Annotated in this window: 23 protein-coding genes; 12 read left to right on the plus strand and 11 right to left on the minus strand. The window is 72.0% G+C overall.

Annotated features, from left to right (window positions below):
* Position 1 precedes the first annotated feature (1 nt).
* The 7 genes from nadC to ACFYOP_RS20160 all read left to right on the plus strand — a co-directional run bounded on the left by nadC (position 2) and on the right by ACFYOP_RS20160 (position 4428).
* Positions 2-1006: a carboxylating nicotinate-nucleotide diphosphorylase gene (gene nadC, locus ACFYOP_RS20130; RefSeq protein ID WP_356897844.1), complete on the plus strand. Its 1005-nt coding sequence runs from the start codon at positions 2-4 to the stop codon at positions 1004-1006.
* Positions 1006-1803 carry a type III pantothenate kinase gene (locus ACFYOP_RS20135; protein ID WP_356897843.1) on the plus strand — a complete coding sequence of 266 codons (798 nt, stop codon included), beginning with the start codon at positions 1006-1008 and terminating at the stop codon, positions 1801-1803. Before nadC ends, ACFYOP_RS20135 begins: the two co-directional genes overlap by 1 nt.
* Before the next feature lie 301 nt (positions 1804-2104).
* A complete protein-coding gene (locus ACFYOP_RS20140; protein WP_356897890.1) occupies positions 2105-2725 on the plus strand; it encodes a hypothetical protein in 621 nt (206 codons plus the stop codon).
* A gap of 13 nt (positions 2726-2738) precedes the next feature.
* The gene (locus tag ACFYOP_RS20145) at positions 2739-2912 is read left to right on the plus strand and encodes a hypothetical protein (protein WP_356897842.1); all 174 of its coding nucleotides are present in this window, start codon (positions 2739-2741) and stop codon (positions 2910-2912) included.
* A gap of 103 nt (positions 2913-3015) precedes the next feature.
* Positions 3016-3411 (plus strand): BlaI/MecI/CopY family transcriptional regulator, encoded by a 396-nt coding sequence (locus ACFYOP_RS20150; RefSeq protein WP_356897841.1) that lies wholly within the window; start codon positions 3016-3018, stop codon positions 3409-3411.
* Between the two features lie 9 nt (positions 3412-3420).
* Entirely contained in the window at positions 3421-3948 is a 528-nt protein-coding gene (locus tag ACFYOP_RS20155) for an amino-acid N-acetyltransferase (protein WP_356897840.1), read from the plus strand.
* Positions 3949-4089: 141 nt separating this feature from the next.
* Complete coding sequence (locus ACFYOP_RS20160) at positions 4090-4428, plus strand: Lsr2 family protein (RefSeq protein ID WP_356897839.1); 339 nt, start codon at positions 4090-4092, stop codon at positions 4426-4428.
* Here the strand turns inward: ACFYOP_RS20160 and ACFYOP_RS20165 are convergent.
* Positions 4407-4970, minus strand: coding sequence for an SCO3374 family protein (locus ACFYOP_RS20165; RefSeq protein WP_356897838.1), 564 nt, complete (start codon positions 4968-4970; stop codon positions 4407-4409). The genes ACFYOP_RS20160 and ACFYOP_RS20165 overlap by 22 nt on opposite strands.
* A gap of 431 nt (positions 4971-5401) precedes the next feature.
* Here ACFYOP_RS20165 and ACFYOP_RS20170 point away from each other — a divergent pair, with 431 nt between their 5' ends.
* Positions 5402-7927 carry an ATP-dependent Clp protease ATP-binding subunit gene (locus ACFYOP_RS20170; protein WP_356897837.1) on the plus strand — a complete coding sequence of 842 codons (2526 nt, stop codon included), beginning with the start codon at positions 5402-5404 and terminating at the stop codon, positions 7925-7927.
* Between the two features lie 101 nt (positions 7928-8028).
* Here the strand turns inward: ACFYOP_RS20170 and dacB are convergent, their stop codons facing one another.
* Positions 8029-9627, minus strand: a complete 1599-nt coding sequence (dacB, locus tag ACFYOP_RS20175) for a D-alanyl-D-alanine carboxypeptidase/D-alanyl-D-alanine-endopeptidase (protein WP_356897836.1) — start codon at positions 9625-9627, stop codon at positions 8029-8031.
* A gap of 564 nt (positions 9628-10191) precedes the next feature.
* On the opposite strand from dacB, the gene ACFYOP_RS20180 reads away from it, so the two are divergent.
* The gene (locus ACFYOP_RS20180; protein WP_356897835.1) at positions 10192-10935 is read left to right on the plus strand and encodes a M23 family metallopeptidase; all 744 of its coding nucleotides are present in this window, start codon (positions 10192-10194) and stop codon (positions 10933-10935) included.
* An 80-nt stretch (positions 10936-11015) separates the two neighbouring features.
* On the opposite strand, the gene cseC is transcribed toward ACFYOP_RS20180, so the two are convergent.
* From cseC to ACFYOP_RS20210, 6 genes are all read right to left on the minus strand, one after another.
* Entirely contained in the window at positions 11016-12377 is a 1362-nt protein-coding gene (gene cseC / locus ACFYOP_RS20185) for a two-component system sensor histidine kinase CseC (RefSeq protein WP_356897834.1), read from the minus strand.
* A 10-nt stretch (positions 12378-12387) separates the two neighbouring features.
* Positions 12388-13092, minus strand: coding sequence for a two-component system response regulator CseB (gene cseB, locus ACFYOP_RS20190; protein ID WP_356897833.1), 705 nt, complete (start codon positions 13090-13092; stop codon positions 12388-12390).
* Positions 13093-13113: 21 nt separating this feature from the next.
* Complete coding sequence (locus ACFYOP_RS20195) at positions 13114-13764, minus strand: hypothetical protein (protein ID WP_356897832.1); 651 nt, start codon at positions 13762-13764, stop codon at positions 13114-13116.
* A complete protein-coding gene (locus ACFYOP_RS20200; RefSeq protein ID WP_356897831.1) occupies positions 13752-14327 on the minus strand; it encodes a SigE family RNA polymerase sigma factor in 576 nt (191 codons plus the stop codon). The genes ACFYOP_RS20195 and ACFYOP_RS20200 overlap by 13 nt, the downstream gene beginning before the upstream one ends.
* 194 nt (positions 14328-14521) lie before the next feature.
* Positions 14522-15436, minus strand: a complete 915-nt coding sequence (locus ACFYOP_RS20205; RefSeq protein ID WP_356897830.1) for an A/G-specific adenine glycosylase — start codon at positions 15434-15436, stop codon at positions 14522-14524.
* 498 nt (positions 15437-15934) lie between these two features.
* Positions 15935-16582 (minus strand): phosphatase PAP2 family protein, encoded by a 648-nt coding sequence (locus tag ACFYOP_RS20210; RefSeq protein WP_356897829.1) that lies wholly within the window; start codon positions 16580-16582, stop codon positions 15935-15937.
* Positions 16583-16758: 176 nt separating this feature from the next.
* Between ACFYOP_RS20210 and ACFYOP_RS20215 the strand changes: the two genes are divergently transcribed.
* Positions 16759-17598: a hypothetical protein gene (locus ACFYOP_RS20215; protein WP_356897828.1), complete on the plus strand. Its 840-nt coding sequence runs from the start codon at positions 16759-16761 to the stop codon at positions 17596-17598.
* Between the two features lie 93 nt (positions 17599-17691).
* Here the strand turns inward: ACFYOP_RS20215 and disA are convergent, their stop codons facing one another.
* Positions 17692-18843: a DNA integrity scanning diadenylate cyclase DisA gene (gene disA, locus ACFYOP_RS20220; RefSeq protein WP_356897827.1), complete on the minus strand. Its 1152-nt coding sequence runs from the start codon at positions 18841-18843 to the stop codon at positions 17692-17694.
* 44 nt (positions 18844-18887) lie between these two features.
* Positions 18888-20330: a DNA repair protein RadA gene (gene radA, locus ACFYOP_RS20225; RefSeq protein ID WP_356897826.1), complete on the minus strand. Its 1443-nt coding sequence runs from the start codon at positions 20328-20330 to the stop codon at positions 18888-18890.
* A 195-nt stretch (positions 20331-20525) separates the two neighbouring features.
* Here radA and ACFYOP_RS20230 point away from each other — a divergent pair, with 195 nt between their 5' ends.
* A complete protein-coding gene (locus tag ACFYOP_RS20230; RefSeq protein ID WP_356897825.1) occupies positions 20526-22268 on the plus strand; it encodes a hypothetical protein in 1743 nt (580 codons plus the stop codon).
* 298 nt (positions 22269-22566) lie between these two features.
* Here the strand turns inward: ACFYOP_RS20230 and ACFYOP_RS20235 are convergent, their stop codons facing one another.
* Positions 22567-23376: a hypothetical protein gene (locus ACFYOP_RS20235; RefSeq protein WP_356897824.1), complete on the minus strand. Its 810-nt coding sequence runs from the start codon at positions 23374-23376 to the stop codon at positions 22567-22569.
* 40 nt (positions 23377-23416) lie between these two features.
* Between ACFYOP_RS20235 and ACFYOP_RS20240 the strand changes: the two genes are divergently transcribed.
* Positions 23417-24346, plus strand: a complete 930-nt coding sequence (locus ACFYOP_RS20240) for a Ppx/GppA phosphatase family protein (RefSeq protein WP_356897823.1) — start codon at positions 23417-23419, stop codon at positions 24344-24346.
* The last annotated feature ends 18 nt before the right edge of the window (positions 24347-24364 follow it).

A 24364-nucleotide genomic window follows, 5' to 3' on the forward strand; every position in this document is an offset into this window, starting at 1 on the left:
CGTGAGCACCCCCGATGAACGTCCGAGCCCCGTGGACGTACCGCTGATCCAGATCGGCGCCCCGGCCGGCGGTGGCTGCGGAGACGACTGCGGCTGCGCCGAGGAGGCGTACGAGTGCGGTCTCGACCCCGCGCTCGCCACGCTGCTCGCCGAGGCCGGACTCGACCCCGTCCAGGTCGAGGACATCGCGCACCTGGCCATCGAGGAGGACCTCGACGGCGGTGTCGACGTGACCAGCATGGCGACCGTCCCCCAGGACGCCGTCGCCACCGGCGACTTCACCGCCCGCGAGGCGGGCACCGTCGCCGGGCTGCGGGTCGCGGAGGCCATCCTGTCGATCGTCTGCACGAACGAGTTCGAGGTCGAGCGGCACGTCGAGGACGGCGACCGCGTGGAGGCGGGCCAGAAGCTGCTGTCCGTCACCGCCGGCACCCGTGACCTGCTCACCGGCGAGCGCAGCGCCCTCAACATCCTCTGCCGGCTCTCCGGCATCGCCACCGCCACCCGCGCCTGGGCCGACCTGCTCGAAGGCACCGGCGCGAAGGTCCGCGACACCCGCAAGACGACGCCCGGACTGCGCGCCCTGGAGAAGTACGCGGTGCGCTGCGGCGGCGGCGTCAACCACCGCATGTCGCTGTCCGACGCGGCCCTGGTCAAGGACAACCACGTGATCGCCGCGGGCGGGGTCGCCGAGGCGTTCAAGGCCGTACGGGACCGCTTCCCCGACCTGCCGATCGAGGTCGAGGTCGACACCCTCGACCAGGTCCGCGAGGTCCTGGACGCGGGCGCCGACCTGATCCTGCTGGACAACTTCACGCCCGCCGAGACCGAGCAGGCCGTCGCGCTCGTCGCCGGCCGCGCGATGCTTGAGTCCTCCGGCCGCCTCGCGCTCGACAACGCCCGCGCGTACGCCGAGACGGGTGTCGACTACCTCGCGGTCGGCGCGCTCACCCACTCCTCCCCGATCCTCGACATCGGCCTCGACCTCCGCGAGGTCGAACGCTGATGCTGCTCACCATCGACGTCGGCAACACCCACACCGTTCTGGGTCTCTTCGACGGCGAGGAGATCGTCGAGCACTGGCGCATCTCCACCGACCCGCGCCGCACCGCCGACGAACTCGCCGTGCTGCTGCAGGGCCTGATGGGCATGCACCCGCTGCTCGGCGAGGAACTGGGCGACGGCATCGAGGGCATCGCGATCTGCTCCACGGTCCCCTCCGTGCTGCACGAGCTCCGCGAGGTCACCCGCCGCTACTACGGCGACGTCCCGGCCGTCCTCGTCGAGCCCGGCATCAAGACCGGCGTGCCGATCCTGATGGACAACCCCAAGGAGGTCGGCGCGGACCGCATCATCAACGCGGTCGCCGCGGTCGATCTGTACGGGGGGCCGGCGATCGTCGTCGACTTCGGCACGGCCACGACGTTCGACGCGGTCAGCGCGCGCGGCGAGTACGCGGGCGGCGTGATCGCCCCCGGCATCGAGATCTCCGTCGAGGCCCTCGGCGTCAAGGGCGCCCAACTGCGCAAGATCGAGCTCGCCCGCCCGCGGAGCGTGATCGGCAAGAACACCGTCGAGGCGATGCAGTCCGGCATCGTCTACGGCTTCGCCGGCCAGGTGGACGGCGTCGTCCAGCGCATGAAGCGCGAGCTGGCGGAGGACCCGGACGACGTGACGGTGATCGCGACGGGGGGTCTGGCGCCGATGGTGCTGGGGGAGGCGGCGGCGATCGACGAGCACGAGCCGTGGCTGACGCTGATCGGGCTGAGGCTGGTGTACGAACGGAACGTCTCCCGCCTCTGACGCCTGCCGGCGTCGGCAACCGGGGCACGTTTCCGGGCGCGGCCGGGCCTGGCGCGGGCCTGGACCGGCCCCCGTACTGACCACCGGCGCGGCGTGCCCGCTTGCCTCGGGGACGCCGCACCCGCCGACCGGGTCAGGGCGGCCCGTGCCGGGGTCGGCCCCACCAGAAGGCCGGGCCGCGCCCCCCGAACCGCGCCCCGCCGCGGAAGACGCCGCGCCCAGGTTTGGGGTGGTAAGAGGATTTTGTCCAATTAGGACGTATCGTCGGGACATGCCCACGCCATACGGAACCCGTGGCGGCATGGCGTTCGGTGCGGACGAGCTGCGTGTGCTCCGACGCGCCCTTGCCGTCGCCCTTCACCCCGTCCCCCTGGCCGACGACGACGTCCGGGAGTGTTTGCGCCTGGCCGACTCCGTGGACGAGGCGGTTAGCGAGGCAGGCCGGCTGCGGGCGTTCCTCCTCGCCGAGCTCGCCCGCTACCGCGACGCCCTGCCCGGAACGGCCGCCGGATACCTGGAGCGCCTCCAGGACGCCCTGGCCGCCGGCTACGCCCCCCGGCCGGACGATCTGGCGGCGCTGCGCGCGCTGCGCGGCAATCCGGCCGCCGCGGCGGTGCTGCGCCGCTGTCAGACGCTGGCGGAGGAGGCGGTGCGGAGCCGGCTCGCGGGACGGGCCGTTTCCGTCCCGGCGCCGGCGCAGCCGTCCGTCCCCGCCAGCGCGGTCGCGACCACGCCCGGACCCCGCCGCGCCCGGCTCCACGCGCTGCCGGGCGGCCGTGCCGCCGACGCGCCGAAGCCCAGTCCCGGGCCGCAGCCGAAACCGGAGCCGAAACCGGACGAGCGACCGGTGCCGAAGCCCTCGGAAGTGTTCCCGCCACGCCGTAAGCCCGTGCCCCCGCCGGAGCAATGGGCCGCCGGATAGATACTCTGGAGGCATGGACTACGTTTCCGCGCTCGTGCCCCCCGTGGTGATGGCCGTCTTCTTCATCGGTCTGGTCGTGACGATCGTCAAGAGCCAGGGCGGTCCGAACAAGGCCAAGGAGGACGCCGCCGTGGACGCGGCGCTGGTCCGTGCGGAGTCCGGCCCGCAGGCCGGGCGCGACAGCTGACCACCGTCCCCGACGGCACAGGACGTACGGCGAAATCTCGCCGTACGTCCTTTTTGTTACGTCAATAGTCGTTTGATCGTCGATCTCCCACTATGGTGGCGATGTGCCCCGCCAATTGGGAGAGCTCGAAGACGCCGTCATGACTCGGATCTGGCAATGGAACCGGCCGGTCACGGTCAGGGAAGTCCTGGAAGACCTCCAGCAGGAACGGTCGATCGCCTACACGACCGTCATGACGGTAATGGACAATCTCCATCAGAAGGGCTGGGTCCGCAGGGAAGTCGAGGGCCGGGCCTATCGATATACGGCGGTGTCCACGCGCGCCGCGTACTCGGCCGCACTGATGAACGAAGCGTGGTCCAAGAGCGACAACCCCGCGGCGGCCCTTGTCGCCTTCTTCGGCATGATGTCCCCCGAGCAGCGCGAGGCGCTGCAAGCCGCCGTGCGCCTGGTTCAGGGCAGCGGGCCCGGCGAGGAGCAGGGCCCGGCGGAGCGATAGCGTCGGGCCATGCCTTATGCCGCAGCAAACGCCTTCACCGTCCGGCGGGCGAGGACGAGTGATGTGCGGGACGTCCGCCGGCTCGTGGACCCGTACGTCGGCGAAGGCATCCTGCTCGACAAAGCGACGGTGACGCTTTACGAAGCCATCCAGGAGTTCTGGGTCGCCGAACGCGACGAGGACGGCCTGGTTGTCGGCTGCGGCGCTCTCCACGTCATGTGGGAGGACCTCGCGGAAGTCCGCACTCTCGCCGTCGACCCCGCCTTCAAGGGCCACGGCATCGGCCGCCGGGTTCTCGAGAAGCTCGTGGCCACCGCCCGCCGACTCGGGGTGCGCAGGGTTTTCTGCCTCACCTTCGAAGTCGACTTCTTCTCGCGGCACGGCTTCGTCGAGATCGGAGAGACGCAGACGCCGGTGGACACCGATGTCTACGCGGAGCTCCTGCGTTCCTATGACGAGGGTGTCGCCGAGTTCCTTGGCCTCGAACGAGTGAAGCCGAACACCTTGGGCAACAGCCGGATGCTTCTGCACCTGTGATCGCCGCAAGAGCGATCCCTATGTCCGAATCGCGCACGTTTCCCGCGTTCTCGCGGTTCTGAACCTCTGTCAAGGGTTTGTGTTTTCCAAGGAAAAGCGGTTTCCTTTCCGCGTACTGCATTTTCGATGAAAGGAAATCCGGTGGCACAGAAGGTTCAGGTCCTTCTTGTCGACGACCTCGACGGCGGCGAGGCGGACGAGACGGTGACGTTCGCTCTGGACGGCAAGACCTATGAGATCGACCTCACCACCGCCAATGCGGACAAGCTCCGGAGTCTGCTCGAGCCTTACGCGAAGAGCGGTCGCCGTACCGGCGGCCGGGCCGCGACCGGCCGCGGCAAGGGCCGCGCGGCGGCGGGCGGCGGCAACAAGGACACCGCGGAAATCCGCGCGTGGGCGAAGGCCAACGGCTTTGAGGTGAACGACCGGGGCCGTGTCCCTGCCACGGTTCGTGAGGCTTACGAGAAGGCCAACGGCTGAGCTCGCGTCTTTCGCGCATTCGTGCGCGTCATGCGCATAAGCCGGGCGCGGTGGCACTCCGTGGCCGCCGTGTCCACCAGCCGTACGAGATCGGGGGCACCCCCACTGCCCCCGAGTCCGGCGAGGGCCGGCAGACGCAGGCGCCCCGCCGCAGGGGGGCGCAGCCACACGGCGGCTCCCTGCGGAGAGGAATGCCCGGGCGGCGGCGGGGCGGTGATCGCTCCGCCCGCGCCGAGGGCGGTCAGCTCGAGGCCGACTCCGCGCCATTCCAGCCAGTCGAGCAGCCCGGGCAGCTCTTCCGCGCTGCCCGCGGCCACCAGCAGCTGCATGGTCGCCCCGGAGAGCGCCACGGGGCCGGTGGCGGCCCCCCGGCGCAGTGCGGCCGCTCCGGCGTCCGCGGGGAGCTCCAGCACGTCGAACCGGGTTCCGGTCGCCAGCCGCACGGGGCTGCCGTCCGTCGCGTCCCAGCCGAGCTCGCCGCGGTACCACTGCGCGGCGCGGCCCTCGGAGGGTGAGCGGGGGGACGGCACGGTGAAGGACATGCCACGGGAACTCCCGATCCCGCCCGGGAGTTACGGATGGTGTGGAATCTGTCGCACACGGTCACGGAATCGGCGGCGCGCGAACGGGTGGAACGGCGCAAGGTTGTTCGCCCGTAGCTGAGGCGCGGGGGGTGCGCCGCATGGAGTGTCAGTGCGGGCGGGTAAGACATCCCTAGTGGGGAGGGGCGACACGCCTGCAGAGCAGTCTCACGTTCGCCATCGGCGTAGTGGCGGTGGGGGTAACTGCTTGGCCTGCGGGAACATCGTCTCGCACCATCGGGTTGGAGCAGTTGTCGGCGTTCAGGGGTCAGGAGGCCACAGACGGGTGTCGGCAGTTGGAATGAGCGGTCCCCGCTTGCGGGACTAAGCTGCGGAAGGACAGGGAGGGGACCGACCCCTTACTGCCTGACCGCTCTGAGGAGCGATTAACGATGTTCGAGAGGTTCACCGACCGCGCGCGGCGGGTTGTCGTCCTGGCTCAGGAAGAAGCCCGGATGCTCAACCACAACTACATCGGCACCGAGCACATCCTCCTGGGCCTTATCCACGAGGGTGAGGGTGTCGCCGCTAAGGCCCTGGAGAGCCTCGGGATTTCGCTCGAGGCGGTCCGCCAGCAGGTGGAGGAGATCATCGGTCAGGGCCAGCAGGCCCCGTCCGGCCACATCCCCTTCACGCCCCGTGCCAAGAAGGTCCTGGAGCTGTCGCTCCGGGAGGCTCTTCAGCTGGGCCACAACTACATCGGCACCGAGCACATCCTGCTCGGCCTGATCCGCGAGGGCGAGGGCGTCGCCGCCCAGGTCCTCGTGAAGCTGGGCGCCGATCTCAACCGGGTGCGGCAGCAGGTCATCCAGCTGCTCTCCGGATACCAGGGCAAGGAGGCCGCCACGGCAGGCGGCCCGGCCGAGGGCACGCCCTCGACCTCCCTCGTCCTCGACCAGTTCGGCCGGAACCTCACCCAGGCCGCTCGTGAGTCCAAGCTCGACCCGGTCATCGGGCGCGAGAAGGAGATCGAGCGGGTCATGCAGGTGCTGTCCCGCCGTACCAAGAACAACCCGGTCCTCATCGGCGAGCCCGGCGTCGGCAAGACGGCGGTCGTCGAGGGCCTGGCGCAGGCCATCGTCAAGGGCGAGGTGCCCGAGACCCTCAAGGACAAGCACCTCTACACCCTCGACCTCGGCGCGCTGGTCGCCGGCTCCCGCTACCGCGGTGACTTCGAGGAGCGCCTGAAGAAGGTCCTCAAGGAGATCCGCACCCGCGGCGACATCATCCTGTTCATCGACGAGCTCCACACCCTGGTGGGTGCGGGCGCCGCCGAGGGCGCGATCGACGCCGCGAGCATCCTCAAGCCGATGCTGGCGCGAGGCGAGCTGCAGACGATCGGCGCCACCACGCTCGACGAGTACCGCAAGCACCTGGAGAAGGACGCCGCGCTCGAGCGCCGCTTCCAGCCCATCCAGGTCGCGGAGCCGTCGCTGCCGCACACCATCGAGATCCTCAAGGGCCTGCGCGACCGTTACGAGGCCCACCACCGGGTCTCCATCACGGACGAGGCGCTGGTCCAGGCCGCCACCCTGGCCGACCGGTACATCTCGGACCGCTTCCTGCCGGACAAGGCGATCGACCTGATCGACGAGGCCGGTTCCCGGATGCGCATCCGCCGGATGACCGCGCCGCCGGACCTGCGCGAGTTCGACGAGAAGATCGCCGGTGTCCGCCGTGACAAGGAGTCCGCGATCGACTCCCAGGACTTCGAGAAGGCAGCCTCACTCCGCGACAAGGAGAAGCAGCTGCTGGCGGCGAAGGCCAAGCGGGAGAAGGAGTGGAAGGCCGGCGACATGGACGTCGTGGCCGAGGTCGACGGCGAGCTGATCGCCGAGGTCCTCGCGACCGCCACCGGCATTCCGGTCTTCAAGCTGACCGAGGAGGAGTCCTCGCGTCTGCTGCGCATGGAGGACGAGCTCCACAAGCGCGTCATCGGGCAGAAGGACGCCATCAAGGCCCTCTCGCAGGCGATCCGCCGTACGCGAGCCGGTCTGAAGGACCCGAAGCGCCCCGGTGGCTCGTTCATCTTCGCCGGCCCGTCCGGTGTCGGTAAGACCGAGCTCTCCAAGACGCTCGCCGAATTCCTCTTCGGCGACGAGGACGCGCTGATCTCCCTCGACATGTCGGAGTTCAGCGAGAAGCACACGGTTTCCCGTCTCTTCGGTTCGCCCCCCGGATACGTGGGCTACGAAGAGGGCGGCCAGCTCACCGAGAAGGTGCGCCGCAAGCCGTTCTCCGTCGTCCTCTTCGACGAGGTCGAGAAGGCCCACCCCGATATCTTCAATTCCCTTCTGCAGATCCTGGAGGACGGTCGTCTGACCGACTCCCAGGGACGCGTCGTGGACTTCAAGAACACGGTCATCATCATGACGACCAACCTCGGGACCCGGGACATCTCGAAGGGCTTCAACCTGGGCTTCGCCGCTCAGGGCGATGTGAAGTCGAACTACGAGCGGATGAAGGTCAAGGTCAACGAAGAGCTGAAGCAGCACTTCCGGCCCGAGTTCCTCAACCGCGTCGACGACACGGTCGTCTTCCACCAGCTCACCGAGGAAGACATCATCCAGATCGTCGACCTCATGGTCGCCAAGGTGGACGAGCGCCTCAAGGACCGTGACATGGGCCTCGAGCTCAGCCCCACGGCCAAGTCGCTGCTCGCGAAGAAGGGCTACGACCCGGTTCTGGGCGCCCGGCCGCTGCGCCGGACGATCCAGCGCGAGATCGAGGACATCCTGTCGGAGAAGATCCTCTTCGGCGAGCTGCGCCCCGGTCACATCGTGGTCGTGGACAGCGAGGGCGAGGGTGAGGAGAAGAAGTTCACCTTCCGCGGCGAGGAGAAGTCGGCTCTGCCGGACGTCCCGCCGATCGAGCAGGCGGCCGGCGGCACCGGCCCGAACCTGTCGAAGGACGCGTAACGGCCCTGACGGCCGGCTGACGTGACGGGGCGGGCCCCGGACCCACACGGTCCGGGGCCCGCCCCTTTCGCGTGCCCGGACGTGCCGGGTGCCGACAGCGGTCAGCAGGAAGCGGGCTTGAGCCAGGAGCATTCCAGCGAGGCCTCTGGCTCCGCGGTGCGGGCACGCGAGGTCGACGCGGCCACGATCGTGCCCGCAGCAGTGTCGGAGGACGCCAGGGTGGTGACGACGGCGTCCTCGATGCTCTTCACCGAGGAGGCGAGGTAGTTGTTGAGGACGACGCTGTAGACGAGCTCACGGCCGCCGGCGTCGGTGACGTAGCCGGAGAGGGCCGACGCGCCCGTGAGGGAGCCGGTCTTGCCGACGGCGTTGAGCGCGGCCTGAGTGCCGCACATCCGGGAGCGCAGGGTGCCGCCGACGGCGCGGTCGCGCGCGCAGGCGACCGGGAGCGAGGCGTACCAGTCGTCGAACCACGGCGCGTCGCGGACGCCGAGGAGCAGGGCAGCGAGCTGCTCGGCGGGGAACAGGTTCATCCGTGACAGTCCGGAGCCGTCGGTCTGGCGGAGCGTGGACGTGGTGACGCCCTCCTTCTCCAGCCGGGCGCCGATCGCCGCGAGGCCCGCGTCCCAGGCGCCCCGGCCGGAGACCTCGTGGCCCATGGTCTTGGTGAGCGCCTCGGCGTGCATGTTGTTCGAGAGCTTCATGAAGGGGTGCATCAGCTCCTTGAGCGGCATGGAGCGGTGCGAGGCGAGCGTGCGGGCTCCGGGCGGCGTCGGCCGCCCCAGCCGGGGGCTGCCGGAGATCCGTACGCCGTGGTCGGCCAGCGCGTCGGCGAACACGGCGGCCGCGTAGCCCGTCGGCTCCCAGACCGCGATCCACTCCTTGGCGGTGCTCGCGCCGGCGGGCACGGCGCCGCTCACGGTGATCGTGTTGCCGCCGTGCTCACGGGAGACGGAGAGGGTGTCCGGGCGGTCCTGGGCGACCGTGGTGGCGGTGACGTCGAGGCGCACGTAGTCGGTGGGCGGGGTCAGCTTCACCCGGGGGCGGGCGCCGGGCCGGGCTCCCGGGGAGACCTCCACGACAACGGTGCCGGCGTCGTAGTCGGTGTCGGGGGCCAGGGTGAGCGCGGAGATCTGCGCGGAGTAGTAGGCGGACTCGTCGTCGGCCGCCCAGGAGCGGCCCAGGCGCTGGTCGTCGAAGCGCGTGTCGTCGGCCACGAGGCGTCCGGTGACGCGGTCGACGCCCGATGCGGCGAGGTCGGCGGCGAGCCGCCGGTAGTCCGCCGCGAGCAGCGTGGGGTCGCCGCTGCCGCGCAGATACAGGTCGCCGACGAGCGTGGAGCCCTCGCGGCGGCCGGTGGTCAGCACATCGGTGGTGTAGCGGTGCTCGGGGCCCAGGACGGCCATGGCGGCGGCCGAGGTGGCGAGCTTGGTGTTGGAGGCGGGCATCAGCCGGTCCCCGCCGTCGCGCTGATAGAGGCGTTCACCGGTGGCGGCGTCCGCGATCACGACGCTCACCGCCCCGCCGTCCATGCGGGGGTCGGCGAGGATCTTGTCGAGGGCGCCCTTGAGGCCGGTGTCGGAGGGGCCGGCCCCGGCGGGCGAACTCCAGGTGAGGGTGCAGACGAGCCCGACGACGAGGGGCCAGGTCCGGGCGCGGTGCAGCGCGCGGCGGCGTACACGAACCAGGGGTCTACTCATGCCGAGGAGGATCCCGGAAGCGCCGCCTTCCCGGAAGGACGCGCGATGGGCCTTTCAGGCGATGCCGGGGCTCCTCTTTGTGGCCCCGGTCACCGTAAAACCCCTTTTCAACGGGGGCGACCGGCCCTTTCCGGACGGCCCGTACGCGTGGCCTGAGTCACGATTCCGGGGCTTCGAGAAGGGTCGCTCCGTGACAAGGCGCACAGGCGATTTGGGGTCTACTAGGCGGGTTAGTGACTGGTTTATCCGTTTTGCCCTACGCGGTGGAGTCGCCGGGGCCGGGGTCTTCGGCCTCCGGGGTCCTCGGTGGGAGTGGCTGGGCGTCGTTCCCGCCGCCCCATGGCCTGGAAGTGGGGTTAAACCGTCTCGAGCGGGGCATAAGCGGCCCCTTCGCCGGGTGGTCGGCAGGGGTGGGCGTGGCAGTCAAGAGGCCTATTTCCGCTCCCGTCGCTACGACCGGATGTCGTAGATGGGGGGTTTGAGGCGACTTGGGGGCTCGGGTTACCAATGTGGAGCCAGCCCGGCGAGCGTGCCGGGTCCATTCATGCCCGGAGGTTCTCCCGTATGTCGAAGCGCACCATGATCCACCAGCTCCGCCCGTCCGTGCTCCGTACCCGTGGTGCTGTCGTGGCCGCCGGAATGGGTGCCGTGATGGTTGTCGGAGCCGGTGCGGGTGTCGCCTCCGCCGACGCGGGCAAGGCGGCCAAGCCGGCCGTCGTGGACGCCGCTTCCGCCGTCGCCGCCCAGGCCGACGCCCAGGCGAGCGCCGCGAAGGCGAAGGCCGCCGCGAGCGCCGCGAAGGCGAAGGCCGCTGCGAGCGCCGCGAAGGCGAAGGCCGCTGCGAGCGCCGCGAAGGCGAAGGCCGCGAAGAAGCCCGCCAAGAAGACCCCGTCCTGGGTCAAGCCGGTCAGCAAGTACACGCTGACCGCGAGCTTCGCGCAGGGTGGCGCCATGTGGTCCGCCAAGCACTCCGGCCAGGACTTCGCCGTGCCGATCGGCACCCCCGTCAAGGCCGCCGGCGCCGGTACCGTCGTCAAGGCCGGCCCGAACGGCGGCGGCGACGGCCCCGCGTACGGCAACGCCGTCGTGGTCAAGCACAACAACGGCAAGTACTCGCAGTACGCGCATCTGTCGAAGATCAACGTCAAGATCGGCTCGAAGGTCAAGGCCGGCCAGACCATCGCGAAGTCCGGCAACTCCGGCAACTCGTCCGGCCCGCACCTGCACTTCGAGATCCGTACGACCCCGAACTACGGCTCCGCGCTGAACCCGATGGCGTTCCTGCGCTCCGCCGGCGTCAACCTCTGACGTACGACTGAGGCACCCCTCCGGCTCGACGGCCCCGCCCACCCGGGCGGGGCCTCGGCCGTTTCACGGTCCCTCGGCCCTCAGCCCTTTCCGCGCGAGCGCATCCGTCCGCGCGGCCTGCGGTCCGTCCGCGGTTGCAGCACCGGGAAGCTCCCCGTGTTCGTCGGCGCGTGCTCCGGCAGCCAGAGCACCGCGACGGCCCCGCCGGAGCGCCCCGGCGGCGTCGTGCCCTCTGGCGCGGCGTTGCGGAACGTCAGCCGCGCCCCCAGCACCCGGGCCTGCCCCGCCGCGATCGTCAGCCCCAGACCGTGACCCGCGGCGGCACGGTCGCTCGCTCCGGTACGGAATCGGCTCGGCCCCTCCCGCAGCAGCGCCTCCGGGAACCCGGGGCCGTGGTCGCGCACCCGGAGCACCCGGCCCTCCACGGTGACCTCGATGGGGCCCTGGCCGTACTTGGCGGCGTTGGTGAGCAGATTGCCCAGGATGCGCTCCAGCCGCCGCGGGTCGGTGTTGACCCAGGAGCCGTGCACCACCCGGACCTCCGCGTCGGGGTGGAAGACGGCCACCCGGCGCGCGACGAACTCGCCGAGCTGGATCTCCTGGAGCTCCGCCCGCTCGGAGGCGCTGTCCAGCCTGGCCACCTCCAGCACGTCCTCCACCAGCGTGCGCATGGCCTGCGCCCGGTCCCGCACCAGCTCGGTGGGCCGGCCGGGCGGCAGCAGCTCGGCCGCCGTGAGCAGGCCGGTGACGGGCGTGCGCAGCTCGTGCGCGATGTCCGCGGTGACGCGGCGCTCGGCCTCGATGCGCTCGTTCAGGGCGTCGGTCAGCGCGTCGACGGCCCGGGCCAGGTCGTCGGTCTCGTCACGGACCACGCCGCCGATCGCCTCCCGCACCCGCACCTCGTGGTTGCCCTCCGCCACATGGCCCGCCGCCGCGGCCGCCTTGCGCAGCCGGCGTGACAGCTGCCCGCCGATCAGGACGCCGAGCGCGGAACCGCCCAGCACGACGGAGACGGAGCCGATGATCAGGGCCCGGTCCAGGTCCTGCATGATCACGGCGCTGCGCCCGGCGAACGAGGTGTGCAGGGAGAGCACGTCGCCGTCGGCCAGGGGCACGGCCGCCCAGATCTCCGGCGTTCCGTCGCGGCCCGTCTCGACGTAGGACCCCCGCCGCTTCTCCCGCATCAGCCGCTTCAGCGCGGCGGGCAGCGCCGGGTCGTTGATCTTGCTGTTGAAGCGTGGGTCCCGGTTCTTCGACGTCTCGTACCAGCGCTGGGCGAGCAGTACGCGGTCCATCTGCACGTCGCGGGCGTTGCCGAGCATGGAGACCCGGGCCGCGTTGTGCACCACGAGGCTGAGGGCCATCGCGATCAGGGCGCCGACGGCCGCGATCGCGATGCTGATCTTCCACCGGACGCCGGTGCGCAGGACAAGACGTCTCATGCCGCGGGCCTCACGCCTTGAGTTTGTAGCCGAAGCCGCGGACCGTCTCGATCCGGTCCTGGCCGATCTTCGTCCGCAGCCGCTGTACATGGACGTCCACGACCCGGGTGTCGCCGCCCCAGCCGTAGTCCCAGACCCGCTCCAGCAGCTTGTCGCGGGAGAGCACGGTGCCGGGGACGGCGGAGAACTCCAGCAGCAGCCTCATCTCGGTCGGTGTCAGGGACACCGGCCGGCCCTCCCTGAGCACCTCCATGCCCTCGGTGTCGATCATCAGGTCGCCGAAGGTGAGCGCCCCGCCCTGCTCCTGCCGCCCCGCCGCGGCACCGTCGCCCGCAGGGCCGCTCGCGTGGCCGAAGCGGCGCAGCACGGCGCGGATGCGGGCGACGAGCACGGCGCCGTCGAACGGCTTGGTGACGTAGTCGTCCGCGCCGGCCTCCAGGCCGAGCACCACGTCGATCGAGTCCGCGCGCGCGGACAGCATGATCACGGGAACCGTCGACTCGTCGCGGATACGGCGGCACAGGCTCACCCCGTCGAGCCCCGGCACCATCACGTCCAGCAGCGCGATGTCCGGCCGGTCCGCCCGGAAGGCCTCCAGGCCCAGCAGGCCGTCGGGCACGGCGGTGACGGCGAAGCCGTCCCGTTCCAGCGCGAGCTGGGTGGCCTCGCGGATGACATCGTCGTCCTCCACGAACAGGACATGGGTCTCGGCCATCCGGCTGTTCTCCCCGCTCTCTCAGTTCTCGCCGGGCGCGGGTGCCTCCGTGGCGACCACCTCGCCCTCGCCGACCGCACGGCTGAACTCGTTGCGCACCCAGAACTCCCGGGTGAACTTGCCGTCCGACCAGCGGTAGGTGCTCACTTCCTCACCCGACGGGTCGGACACCGGGTCGTCCTTGGTGTACACCTGCTTGGTCACCACCAGGTCCCCCCGGTCGACCGCCGAGTAGACCGCCGGTTCCTCGACGGCGAAGACGTTCTCGTACGCCTTGCCCGTCTCCCGGTACACATACGTGCCGAGGCCGACCGCGTCACCGCAGGTCAGCACGTTGACGACGACGTCCGGCGTGCCGTTTCCGGTGAGCTGGGCGTACGAGGTGTCGACCGGGTACGAGTTCTTCGCGCACGGCCGGAGATCGGCCTTGACCCGCGAGCTGACCTTCGGGTCGGCCAGCAGCAGCTCGACCGCGTCCACGGACTCCCTGAAATGCCCCGGGCTGCCGGACGGCAACGGGGAAGGGGTCGCCTTGCTCGCCGCCTCCGAGGGCACCGCGCCCTCGTCCTGCACCCCGGTACCACCGGTGGAGCAGCCGACCGCGAGCAGGACGGCGGCGACGAGCCCGGCCGTCGCCGTCAAGGTCCTGCCACTGCCTCTCAGGCCGCGCACCGCTCCTGCTCCCGTTCGTCACGCCGATGGGCCGCTCGCCGCGTCTCATCGCGCTCCAGGGTGCGGGCGTTCAGGTCCCGTGCCTCGAGCTCCTGACGGAGCCGGGCCAGGGCCCGGTGCAGCGTGCTCTTCACCGTACCGGCCGACATGCCGAGCGCGGCAGCGGTCTCCTCGGTGCTCATCTGCTCCCAGTGCCGCAGCACGACCACACTGCGCTGCTTGGGCGCCAGCACCTTGAGGACGTCCATCAGCAGGGCGCGGGCGGCGCGCTGCTCGCTGCCGTCGTCGACGCTCGCGTCGGGCAGCTGCTCGGTGGGGACCTCGTCGAGCTTGCGCGCCCGCCACCACTCGGTGCGCGTGTTGATCATGACGCGGCGGAGGTAGGCGTCCGCGAGCGACTTGTCCGCGATGCCGTCCCAGCGGCCGTAGGTGCGGACCAGGGCGGTCTGGAGGAGGTCCTGCGCGTCGATCGGGTCGGGGACCAGGCGACGGGCGCTGCGCAGCAGCGCCTCCTGCCGGGTGCGTACGTACTCCTCGAATTCGAGCACCTCGCCGTGCGCCATTCCAACCGCCTCCGTCCCCGTGAAACCCCGTGTGTCCTTGCGTCACAAGAACCTACGGAGCGGTTGTCACGGCGCTGTGCGGAGCAGCCGTCGGACGGCGCACGGCCGTCCATCGGTTGTGTAACAGCGGATGTTTCAGGTGTGGCGGGAGTGGGGTAGGGACTCTGGCTCCCCTCCAGCAGGGGCGGGCCGGGTCAGGTCAGCGGGAGGCGGTAGTGACCGTTCTCGAGCGGCTCGACCAGTCCGTCGGAGACCAGCCCGTCCAGCGCACGGCCGCGCTGCACCGGCTCGTGCCAGACCGCGTCCAGCGCCGACTGCGGCACCGGGGTCACCGACTCGCGCAGTACGGCCAGCAGCCTGCCGCGGACCTGGCGGTCCGTGCCGGCGTACGTCTGGCCCCGGCGGGCCGGCCCCTCGTGCGCCGGCTTGCCCGCGAGGCGCCAGGCGCACCGGTCCGCGATCGGGCAGCGGGAGCAGTCCTCGTTCTTGGCCGTGCACACCAGCGCGCCGAGCTCCATCGACGCCGCCGCCCAGCGTGCCGCCGTCCGCTCCTCCTCCGGGAGCAGCAGGCGCGCGAGCTTCCGCTCGGCCGCGGTCGTCGCGTTCGGCGGGTACTGGATGCCGGTCGCGGCGCGGGCGAACACCCGGCGGACGTTGGTGTCCAGGACGGCGTGCCGCTGCCCGTACGCGAACGAGGCCACGGCCGCCGCGGTGTACTCGCCGATGCCGGGCAGCGCGAGGAGCTGCGCGTGCTCGGTGGGGACCTCGCCGCCGTGCCGCTCCGTTATCGCCTGCGCGGCGCCGTGCAGACGCAGGGCACGACGCGGATAGCCGAGCCGGCCCCAGGCGCGGACGGCCTCGCCGGGCGCCTCCTGCGCGAGGTCGGCGGGGCGCGGCCAGCGGGCCAGCCACTGCTCGTACACGGGCAGCACCCGGCTCACCGGAGTCTGCTGGAGCATGAACTCGCTCACCATCACAGCCCACGCGCCGGCCTCCGGGCGACGCCAGGGCAGGTCGCGGGCGTGCTTGTCGAACCAGGCGATGACGGGGGTGTGGAGCGAGGCGGGATCGAGGGTGTCGGACGTCTGGGTTACGTGAGTGACAGTCATGGCACCCCGATCCTGGCACGTCCGCCGGTGCGGGGGCGGCATCCGCCTGCCGGGGACGCCCGCGCGTCCCCTCCGAACCGGATCTCCGCCCCGGGGCCGGCCTGTCCTCGGGCCCCGGCCCGCGGGGGCGTCGCTTCGGGCCGGGGCCTCGGGCCCGTGCCGCCGGGTGGGTGGGCCGGGCTCCGCCCTGGCCCGGTTCCGCGCTTCGCGCGGTGGCCTCAATCTCCTCCCACGGCCTGCCGGCCGTGAGTGGGGGCAACCCCCACGCCGCCAGGCGGAGTACCCCCGGGCCGGGCTGGAAATGCCGCTGCGCGGCAACCCGCCCGAGCCGGGCACATCCAGCCCCGCGGGCAATACCGGACGCGGGGGCGTGTGGCCCGGCCACTTCAGCCTCGTCGGCGATTGAGGCGCAGGGTTCGGGGCGGAGCCCCGACGAGACCGGCAACTCACGCCCCGCCGGCGATTGAGGCGCGGGGCCGGGCTGAGCGTGGGGGCGGGTCAGGCTCGGGGCTCGTAGGCGGCGCGGGTCCGGCGGAGGCGCGGGCCCGGGCCCGCGAGCCAGAGCGCCAGGGGCGTACGGCTCGTCCGCATCGTGGTGAGGAGCGAGCCCGCCGGCCGGGCCAGGAGCAGCGTCGCCGCTGTCGCGACGGCCGCACCGAGCAGCAGGCCCGTCAGCACGTCGTGCGGGTAGTGGACGCCCACGAACACCCGGGAAAAGGCCATCAGCAGCGCCATCGGCACGGTGAGCAGCGCGATGCGGGGCCAGGCGAGGGCCAGAGCGACCGCCGCCGCGCCCGCGATCGCCGCGTGGTTGCTCGGGAAGGACCAGTCGCCCGTCGGCGGGCACGGCACCAGTGACGCCGCCGCGTCCGCGACCGTGCGGCACGGGCGTTCCTCGTCCACGACCGACTTCAGCGACTCGCTGACGACATAACCGACGGCCGTCGCCGGCGGGGCGAGCACCGCGAGGGCGACGGCCCGGGTGTCGCCGGTCCGCGAGCGCCACCAGGCCACGACGAACAGCACCCCGAAGAGCAGGAGCCCCGCCTCCGTCCACAGTTCGGCCAGGTGCTGCACCCAGGAAGGAGTGGTGTGGGCGAAGTCGATGATGTCGCGGTAGAGATCGCGGGTGATGCTGCTGTCCATGGTCACGGACCGTACCTGCTCCGGGGTGACCATGACCTTTGGCGATCGGCGGGGAACACCCTTGACGAAAGTAACGGCCGTGCGGAACACGGTCCGTGATGATGATCGGCAGAGTTTGGTAAGTACGGCGGCGGGTGGGGCGGGAGTTGGCCCCGATCTCTCGTAGAGTTTGGGCCGTGGGATCTCTGCGCAATCCGATCGGGCCGCTCCCCTCCTCCATCTACTGGCGACGGAGGGCAGTGGCGGCGTCGTTGGTCGCGCTCCTCGCGGTGCTGATCGTATGGGCCGTCAGTTCGGCGGGAGGCGGCGGCGGGGCGGACGGCAAGGGCGCCGGCGGTACGACCCCCGCTTCCACGATCACGCCCGGCCCCGGCCAGTCCGGTCCCGCGATCACTGAACAGCCGGGCGGACGCGACGAGTCGGGCACGGGTGGGGACGACGGCGGGAACGGCTCCGGTGGCTCGACCGGCTCCGCCGGCTCGACCGGTTCCGGCGGCTCGACCGGTTCCGGCGGGAGTTCGGACGGCACGACGGACGGAGCCACCGGGAGTACCGCGGCCGGCGGCGCGTCGGGCGGCGGCTCCGCAGGCCGGCCCGTACCGGCAGGCTCGACGCTCGCCAACTGCGCCCCGGGATCACTCAAGTTCGCGCTGAGCAGCGCCAAGGTGGCCTACGAGCCGGACGAGAAGCCCGTCTTCCGTCTCGCCGTCACCAACTCCTCCGCGACGACCTGCAAGGCGGACTTCGGCCCCAGGTCCGCCGTGATCACGGTGACCGACTCCGACGACGAGAGCGTGTGGTCCACCAAGGACTGCCCGAGCCCCGCCGGAAGCCGGCTGCTCCAGGTCCCCGCGAAGTCCACGATCACGCACTCCGTGGAGTGGGACCGCGAGCGGAGCGCGCCGCAGTGCGCGACACCGAAGGGCGGCGCCGTCGGGGCGGGCACCTACCTGCTGGAGGCCACGTTCCCCGGCGCGACGGTGCTGCCGGCTTCCTTCCGCCTCGAGAAGGGCTGAGTCGGGCCGGGAAGTCCCGGACCGCTCGCACGGACCGGTTGCTCGCGCGGACCGGTTGCTCGCGCGGACCGGTTGCTCGCGCGGACCGGTTGCTCACACGTACCGTTCGAGGATCGACGACTCCGCGAGCCGCGACAGGCCCTCCCGCACGCTGCGGGCGCGCGCCTCGCCGACGCCGTCCACTGCCTGCAGGTCGTCGACGCTGGCCGCGAGCAGCTTCTGCAGTCCGCCGAAGTGCTCGACCAGCCGCTCGATGATCGCGCCGGGCAGCCGCGGAACCTTCGCCAGCAGCCGGTAACCCCGCGGGGAGACCGCGGAGTCGAGCGTCTCGGGCGAGCCGCTGTAGCCCAGCGCCCTTGCCACCGTGGGCAGTTCGAGCAGCTCCGCGTGGCTGAGCGCGTCCAGCTCGGCCAGTGCTTCCTCGACGGTCCGGGAGCGCTGGGGGCCCCTCCCGGGCGCAGCTCTGGGGGAGGTGGGCTCGGGCACGTAGTCCCGGACGACCAGCTCGCGCTCCGGCTCCACGCCCGCGATCAACTCGTCGAGCTGGAGGGCCAGCAGGCGGCCGTCGGTGCCCAACTCGACCACGTACTCGGCGATCTCGGTCGCGATGCGGCGCACCATCTCCAGACGCTGCGCGACCGCCGTGACGTCCCGGACCGTGACGAGGTCCTCGATCTCGAGCGCGGAGAGCGTGCCCGCGACCTCGTCGAGGCGGAGCTTGTACCGCTCGAGGGTGGCGAGGGCCTGGTTGGCGCGGGACAGGATCGCCGCCGACTCCTCCAGAACCCGGCGCTCTCCGTCCACGTACAGCGCGATCAGGCGCATCGACTGCGACACCGACACGACCGGGAAGCCGCACTGGCGGGAGACGCGGTCCGCGGTGCGGTGGCGGGTGCCCGTCTCCTCCGTGGGGATCGAGGCGTCGGGGACCAGCTGCACACCGGCCCGGTGGATCTTGGAGATGTCCTTGTCGAGGATGAGCGCGCCGTCCAGCTTGCACAGCTCGCGCAGCCGGGTGGCGGTGAACTCCACGTCCAGCACGAAGCCGCCGGTGCACATCGACTCGACGGTCTTGTCCATGCCGAGAACGATGAGACCCCCGGTGTTTCCGCGGAGGATGCGTTCCAGGCCGTCGCGCAGCGCCTTGCCCGGTGCGACGGCGCTCAGGGCGGCGCGGATCAGCGCTTCGTTGCCGGAGCCTCCGCCGGACTTTCCGGGTGCTGATGCCCCGTCCTTGGCTGCCACTGCACTCCTCCGGCTCGTACGGGTGGGCGAGACCAGGGCAAAGTCTACCGGCGAGCCGCCTCCTCCCGGGGGGCCTGTGCCCGCTCTGCGCGTGAAGCGCCGCCGGAGCCGCCCTGACGGCCCCTCGGCAGTACCCGTAGAGCATCGCCCATGTCCGCGACTTCTGTGACCCTCATACCCGGCGGGACCTTCCCGGGATCACACGGGACCAGGGCGTGGGTGAAGCCCAGCCGGTGCGCCTCCGCCAGTCTGCGCTGGACGCCTGTGACCCTCCTGACCTCGCCCGCGAGGCCGACCTCGCCGATCGCGACCAGGTTTTTCGGCAGCGGGGTGTCGCTCGCGGCCGACGCCAGGGCGAGCGCGATCGCCAGGTCCGCGGCCGGCTCGGAGAGCTTCACCCCGCCGACCGTGGCGCTGTAGATGTCCCGCTTGCCGAGGGCGGTGATCCGGCCCCGCTGTTCGAGGACGGCCAGCATCATCGACACCCGCGAGGTCTCCAGACCGGACGTGGTGCGCCGGGGGGAGGGGATCTGGGAGTCGACGGTCAGGGCCTGGACCTCGGCGACCAGCGGACGGCGGCCCTCCAGGGTCACGGTCAGACAGGTGCCGGGGACGGGCTCCGCGCGGCGGGTCAGGAAGAGGCCCGACGGATCGGCGAGGCCGGTGATGCCCTCGTCGTGCAGTTCGAAGCAGCCGACCTCGTCGGTCGCGCCGTACCGGTTCTTCACACCGCGGACCAGACGCAGCCGGGCATGGCGGTCCCCCTCGAAGGAGAGCACGACGTCCACCAGGTGCTCCAGCAGCCGGGGGCCCGCGATCGCGCCGTCCTTGGTGACATGGCCCACGAGCAGCGTCGACATGCCGCGCTCCTTGGAGGCGCGGATCAGCGCGCCCGCGACCTCCCTCACCTGCGCCATGCCGCCCGGGGCGCCGTCGATCTCCGGGGAGGCCACGGTCTGCACCGAGTCGAGGATCAGCAGGGACGGCTTCACCGCGTCGAGGTGGCCCAGCACGGCGGACAGGTCCGTCTCCGCCGCCAGATAGAGGTGGTCGTGCACCGCCTTGATCCGGTCTGCGCGCATCCGGACCTGGCTCGCCGACTCCTCGGCCGTCACATAGAGCGTGCGGTGCTCGTCGCTCGCCGCCTTCGCCGCGACGTCGAGCAGCAGCGTCGACTTGCCGACGCCCGGCTCGCCCGCGAGCAGCACGACGGCGCCGGGCACCAGGCCGCCGCCGAGGACGCGGTCCAGCTCGTCGACACCGGTGGAGCGGGCGGTCGCCTGCCGGCCGTCGACCTGGCCGATCGGCAGGGCGGCGCTGGAGACACGGCCGGCGGCGGTGGTGCGGACGGCGGGCGCGCCGTACTCCTCGACCGTCCCCCATGCCTGGCACTCGGGGCAGCGGCCGAGCCACTTGACGGTCGTCCAGCCGCACTCCGTGCAGCGGTAGGACGGCCGGTCCTTCGCGGTTTTCGTACGGGCAGCCATGCGCACACCGTAACCGGCCCGTCTGACAGCGCTGTCGTTCCGCCGGAAGGAGGAACGGTTCGTCCGCCTGTTCGGCAGCGCATTCGGGCAGCGGCACGCTTCTGCTGTCCCCCTTCGAGGGAACTGTTCACCCGTAGGGATTAAAAGGGCTCAAGGGGTACGAACGGGCTGTGGTCCTGCCCCTACGGTCACGGAGTGACGAGCAGCAGGCTGGAGCCCCCTACGCACACCACCGGCGCACACCGGGCGCACCGACGCGCCCCCCGTACGAGCCCCGGACGCCCGCCCGCACGTTACGAGCCGTACCTGGACGGCCTGTTCACCTACTGCCTGTCCGTGCTGTGCGACCACGACGCGGCCACGGCGGTCCTCGGTGACGTGCTCGCCATCGCCGAACGCCAGCACGGGCGCTGCCCGGCCGGCGCGGCCGAGCGCACCGCCTGGATGTACGCGCTCGCACGGTGGGCGTGTCTGCGCCGGCTGACCGAACAGCGGCGCAGGCGTCAGGGCGCGCACACGGGGCGGGCGGCCGACTCCGGGGAAGCCGCACCCCGCGTGCCGCCGGAGACCGCGCGGCGCCGGCGCGCCGAACTGGCCGTGCTGGCCTGGCCGGAGGCCGCCGGCACCACGCCCGAGCAGCGCGAGGCGCTCGAACTCGCCGTACGGCACCGGTTGGAGGCGGGTCAGGTCGCCGCCGTCCTCGGGGCGGAGCCGGCGGCCACACGCGAGCTCCTCGCGGCCGCGGCCTGCGAGGTCGAACGGACCCGTGCGGCGCTGGCCGTCGTCGAGACGGGCAACTGCCCGGCCGTCGGCCGCCTCACCGGCGACAACCGGGTGCTGCTCTCCGCGGCCCTGCGGCAGGAGCTCGTGCGGCACGTCGACGACTGTCCGCGCTGCCGGCGCGCCGCGGAGCGCGCCGGCGCGGGCGGGCCGTGGCCCGGCTCCGCGGTCACCCCGGCCGCGCTGCCGCTGGTCGAGGCGCCGCGGTCGGCGGCGTACCTGGCGATGCAGCACGTGCCGCGGGCGCGGGCGGGCGGGCCGCGCTTCGGGCCCACCGGTTTCCCCCTGGACCCCAAGGACCATGCGGCCCGGCGTGACCGGCTGCGTGCCAGGGCCGTCACGACGACCGTCGTGGCCACGGTCGTCGCGGCCCCCGTGCTGGCCCTGTGGGCGGCGTACCGGGGCGCGCCACTGACGGGCGAGGCGCGGGGGCCCGCGGCCAGCGCGGGCGAGCGGGCGGACGGGGGCGGGTCGGCGGTCGACCCGTACGACCACTACGAGAACGCGGGCAACGCGAGCGTGACGCCGGACCCGCGGTTCAGCGCGAACCGGCGTTCGCCGGACGTCTCGGTCGAGGTCGTCAGCACGGACGGCCCCGTGCCGCCGACCGGCCCCGGGCAGCTCGGCCCCGGCCGGATCACGGTCGAGGCGGAACCGGCCGGTGACAGCACGCGCATCACGCTCACGGCATTGGGCGGATCGCCGGTGCGCTGGGCGGTGTGGACGGACGCGACCTGGCTGTATCCGAGCCGGTCGTCCGGCACGCTGCGCCCCGGCGAAACGATCACTCTGTACGTGACGGTCGACCATACGCGCGAGCCCCCGGGGGCGTGGGTGGCGCGGGTCGGCGTCGATCCGTCGGGCGCGGTCGTGTTGATCCGGGGGTACGGGGACGTGGCGAGTACGCCGCCGCCGTCGTCGTCCGACCCGGAGCCTGATCCGACGCCGCCGTCGTCCCCGCCGCCGTCGTCGTCCGACCCGGAGCCTGATCCGACGCCGCCGTCGTCCCCGCCGCCGTCGTCGCCCGACCCGGACCCGGATCCGACGCCGCCGTCGAGTCCGCCGCCGTCGTCGCCGTCGCCGTCCGACCCGGACCCGACCCAGCCGGAGCCGACGGCCCCACCGTCGGATCCGGCGGTACCGCCACCGGCGGACTGACCCAGAGGCTCCCCCGGGCCCCGGTACGCCCTCCGGGCGGCCGGGTCCCGGGGTTCGGCGTCCACGGCCCGCCGGCCGGGCGGCCCGGGCTTCGCCCGGGCCCCGGTACCGCGCTTCGCGCGGTGGCCTCAATCGCCGGCCGGGCTGGATGCGCCCAGCCCCGCCGGACGCCTCACCGGCCCGGCTGGATGTGCCCGGCAACTTCAGCCCCGCCGGCGATTGAGGCGCGGGGTCCGGGGCGGGGCCCCCGACAAGACCGGCAACTTCAGCCCCGCCCGCGGTTGAGGCGCGGCCCGGGTCAGGAGGGGTCCGCCGGGTGGGGGGCCAGGAGGGGGAGGGTGGAGGAGAGGCGGGACTCGCAGAGGTCGGACAGGACGTCGTACGCCGCCTTGCCCATCAGCTCCGTAAGCTCCGGCCGGTACGTCACGTACACCGGCTCCCCCGCGCCGTGCGCGGACGTCGCCGAAGTGCACCACCAGTGCAGGTCGTGGCCGCCTGCGCCCCACCCCCGGCGGTCGTACTCGCCGATGGAGACCTGCAAAACGCGCGTGTCGTCCGGCCGGTCGATCCATTCGTACGTACGCCGCACCGGCAGCTGCCAGCACACGTCCGGCTTGGTCTCCAGCGGCTCGCGGCCCTCCCGCAGCGCAAGGATGTGCAGCGCGCAGCCCGCGCCGGCCGCGAACCCGGGGCGGTTCTGGAAGATGCACGAGCCCTCCCAGCGCCGGGTCTGGCGCTCGCCGTCGTCCTCGTCCTCCTGGACCCAGCCGCCCTTGCCCGTGCCGACGTCGTGGAACTGCCACACCTCCGGTGTGAGGCGGGCCACGTGCCCGGCGACGCGCTGCTCGTCCTCCTCGTCGGAGAAGTGCGCCCCCAGCGTGCAGCAGCCGTCGTCCGCGCGCCCCGCCTCGATGCCCTGGCAGCCGCTGCCGAAGATGCATGTCCAGCGCGAGGTCAGCCAGGTCAGGTCGCAGCGGAAGACCTGTTCGTCGTCCGCCGGATCCGGGAACTCCACCCAGGCGCGGGCGAAGTCCAGGCCCTTCTCGTCTGCTTCGATCTCGGTCAACGGGTTGGCTTTGCCCGGCTTCGCCTTTTTCGTCTTTGGCACAGGTCCAGCGTATGCGCGCGGCCGCAGTAGCGTTCCGTCCATGAGACTCGGAGTCCTCGACGTCGGTTCGAACACGGTGCATCTGCTGGCGGTGGACGCCCACCCCGGTGCGCGGCCGCTGCCCGCCCACTCCCACAAGGCGGAGCTGCGCCTCGCGGAGCTGCTGGACGCGGACGGGGCGATCGGCCCCGACGGGGTGGACCGTCTCGTCGCCACCATCACCGACGCCCTTCAGGCCGCCGAGGACAAGGGCTGTGAGGAGGTTCTCGCCTTCGCGACCTCCGCCGTGCGCGAGGCCACCAACGCGGACACGGTGCTGGCGCGGGTCAAGGACGAGACCGGTGTGGTGCTGACGGTGCTCAGCGGTGAGGAGGAGGCCCGGCTCACCTTCCTCGCCGCCCGCCGCTGGTTCGGCTGGTCGGCCGGAAAGCTGCTCGTCCTCGACATCGGCGGCGGCTCCCTGGAGATCGCGTACGGCATCGACGAGGAGCCCGACAAGGCGGTGTCCCTGCCGCTCGGCGCCGGGCGGCTCACCGCGATGCTGCCGGGCGACCCGCCGGACATGCGCGACGTGAAGGCGCTGCGCCGCCATGTGCGGGCGGAGATCGCCCGTACGGTCGGGGAGTTCACCCGCTTCGGGAAGCCCGATCACGTCGTGGCGACGTCCAAGACCTTCAAGCAGCTCGCCCGGATCGCGGGCGCGGCGCGCTCGGCGGAGGGACTGTACGTACAGCGTGATCTGAGTCGCAGTTCGCTGGAGGAGTGGGTGCCGAAGCTGGCCGGCATGACCGTCGAACAGCGGGCCGAGCTGCCCGGCGTGTCCGAGGGCCGGGCCCGCCAGATACTCGCGGGAGCCCTGGTCGCGGAGGGTGCGATGGACCTTTTCGGCGTGGAGGAGCTGGAGATCTGTCCGTGGGCGCTGCGCGAGGGACTCATCCTGCGCCGTCTCGATCACCTCACTACCGGCTAGTTCGGCCCCGTACCCTGT

The organism is Streptomyces sp. NPDC006294, from assembly GCF_042870895.1.
GTDB lineage: Bacteria > Actinomycetota > Actinomycetes > Streptomycetales > Streptomycetaceae > Streptomyces.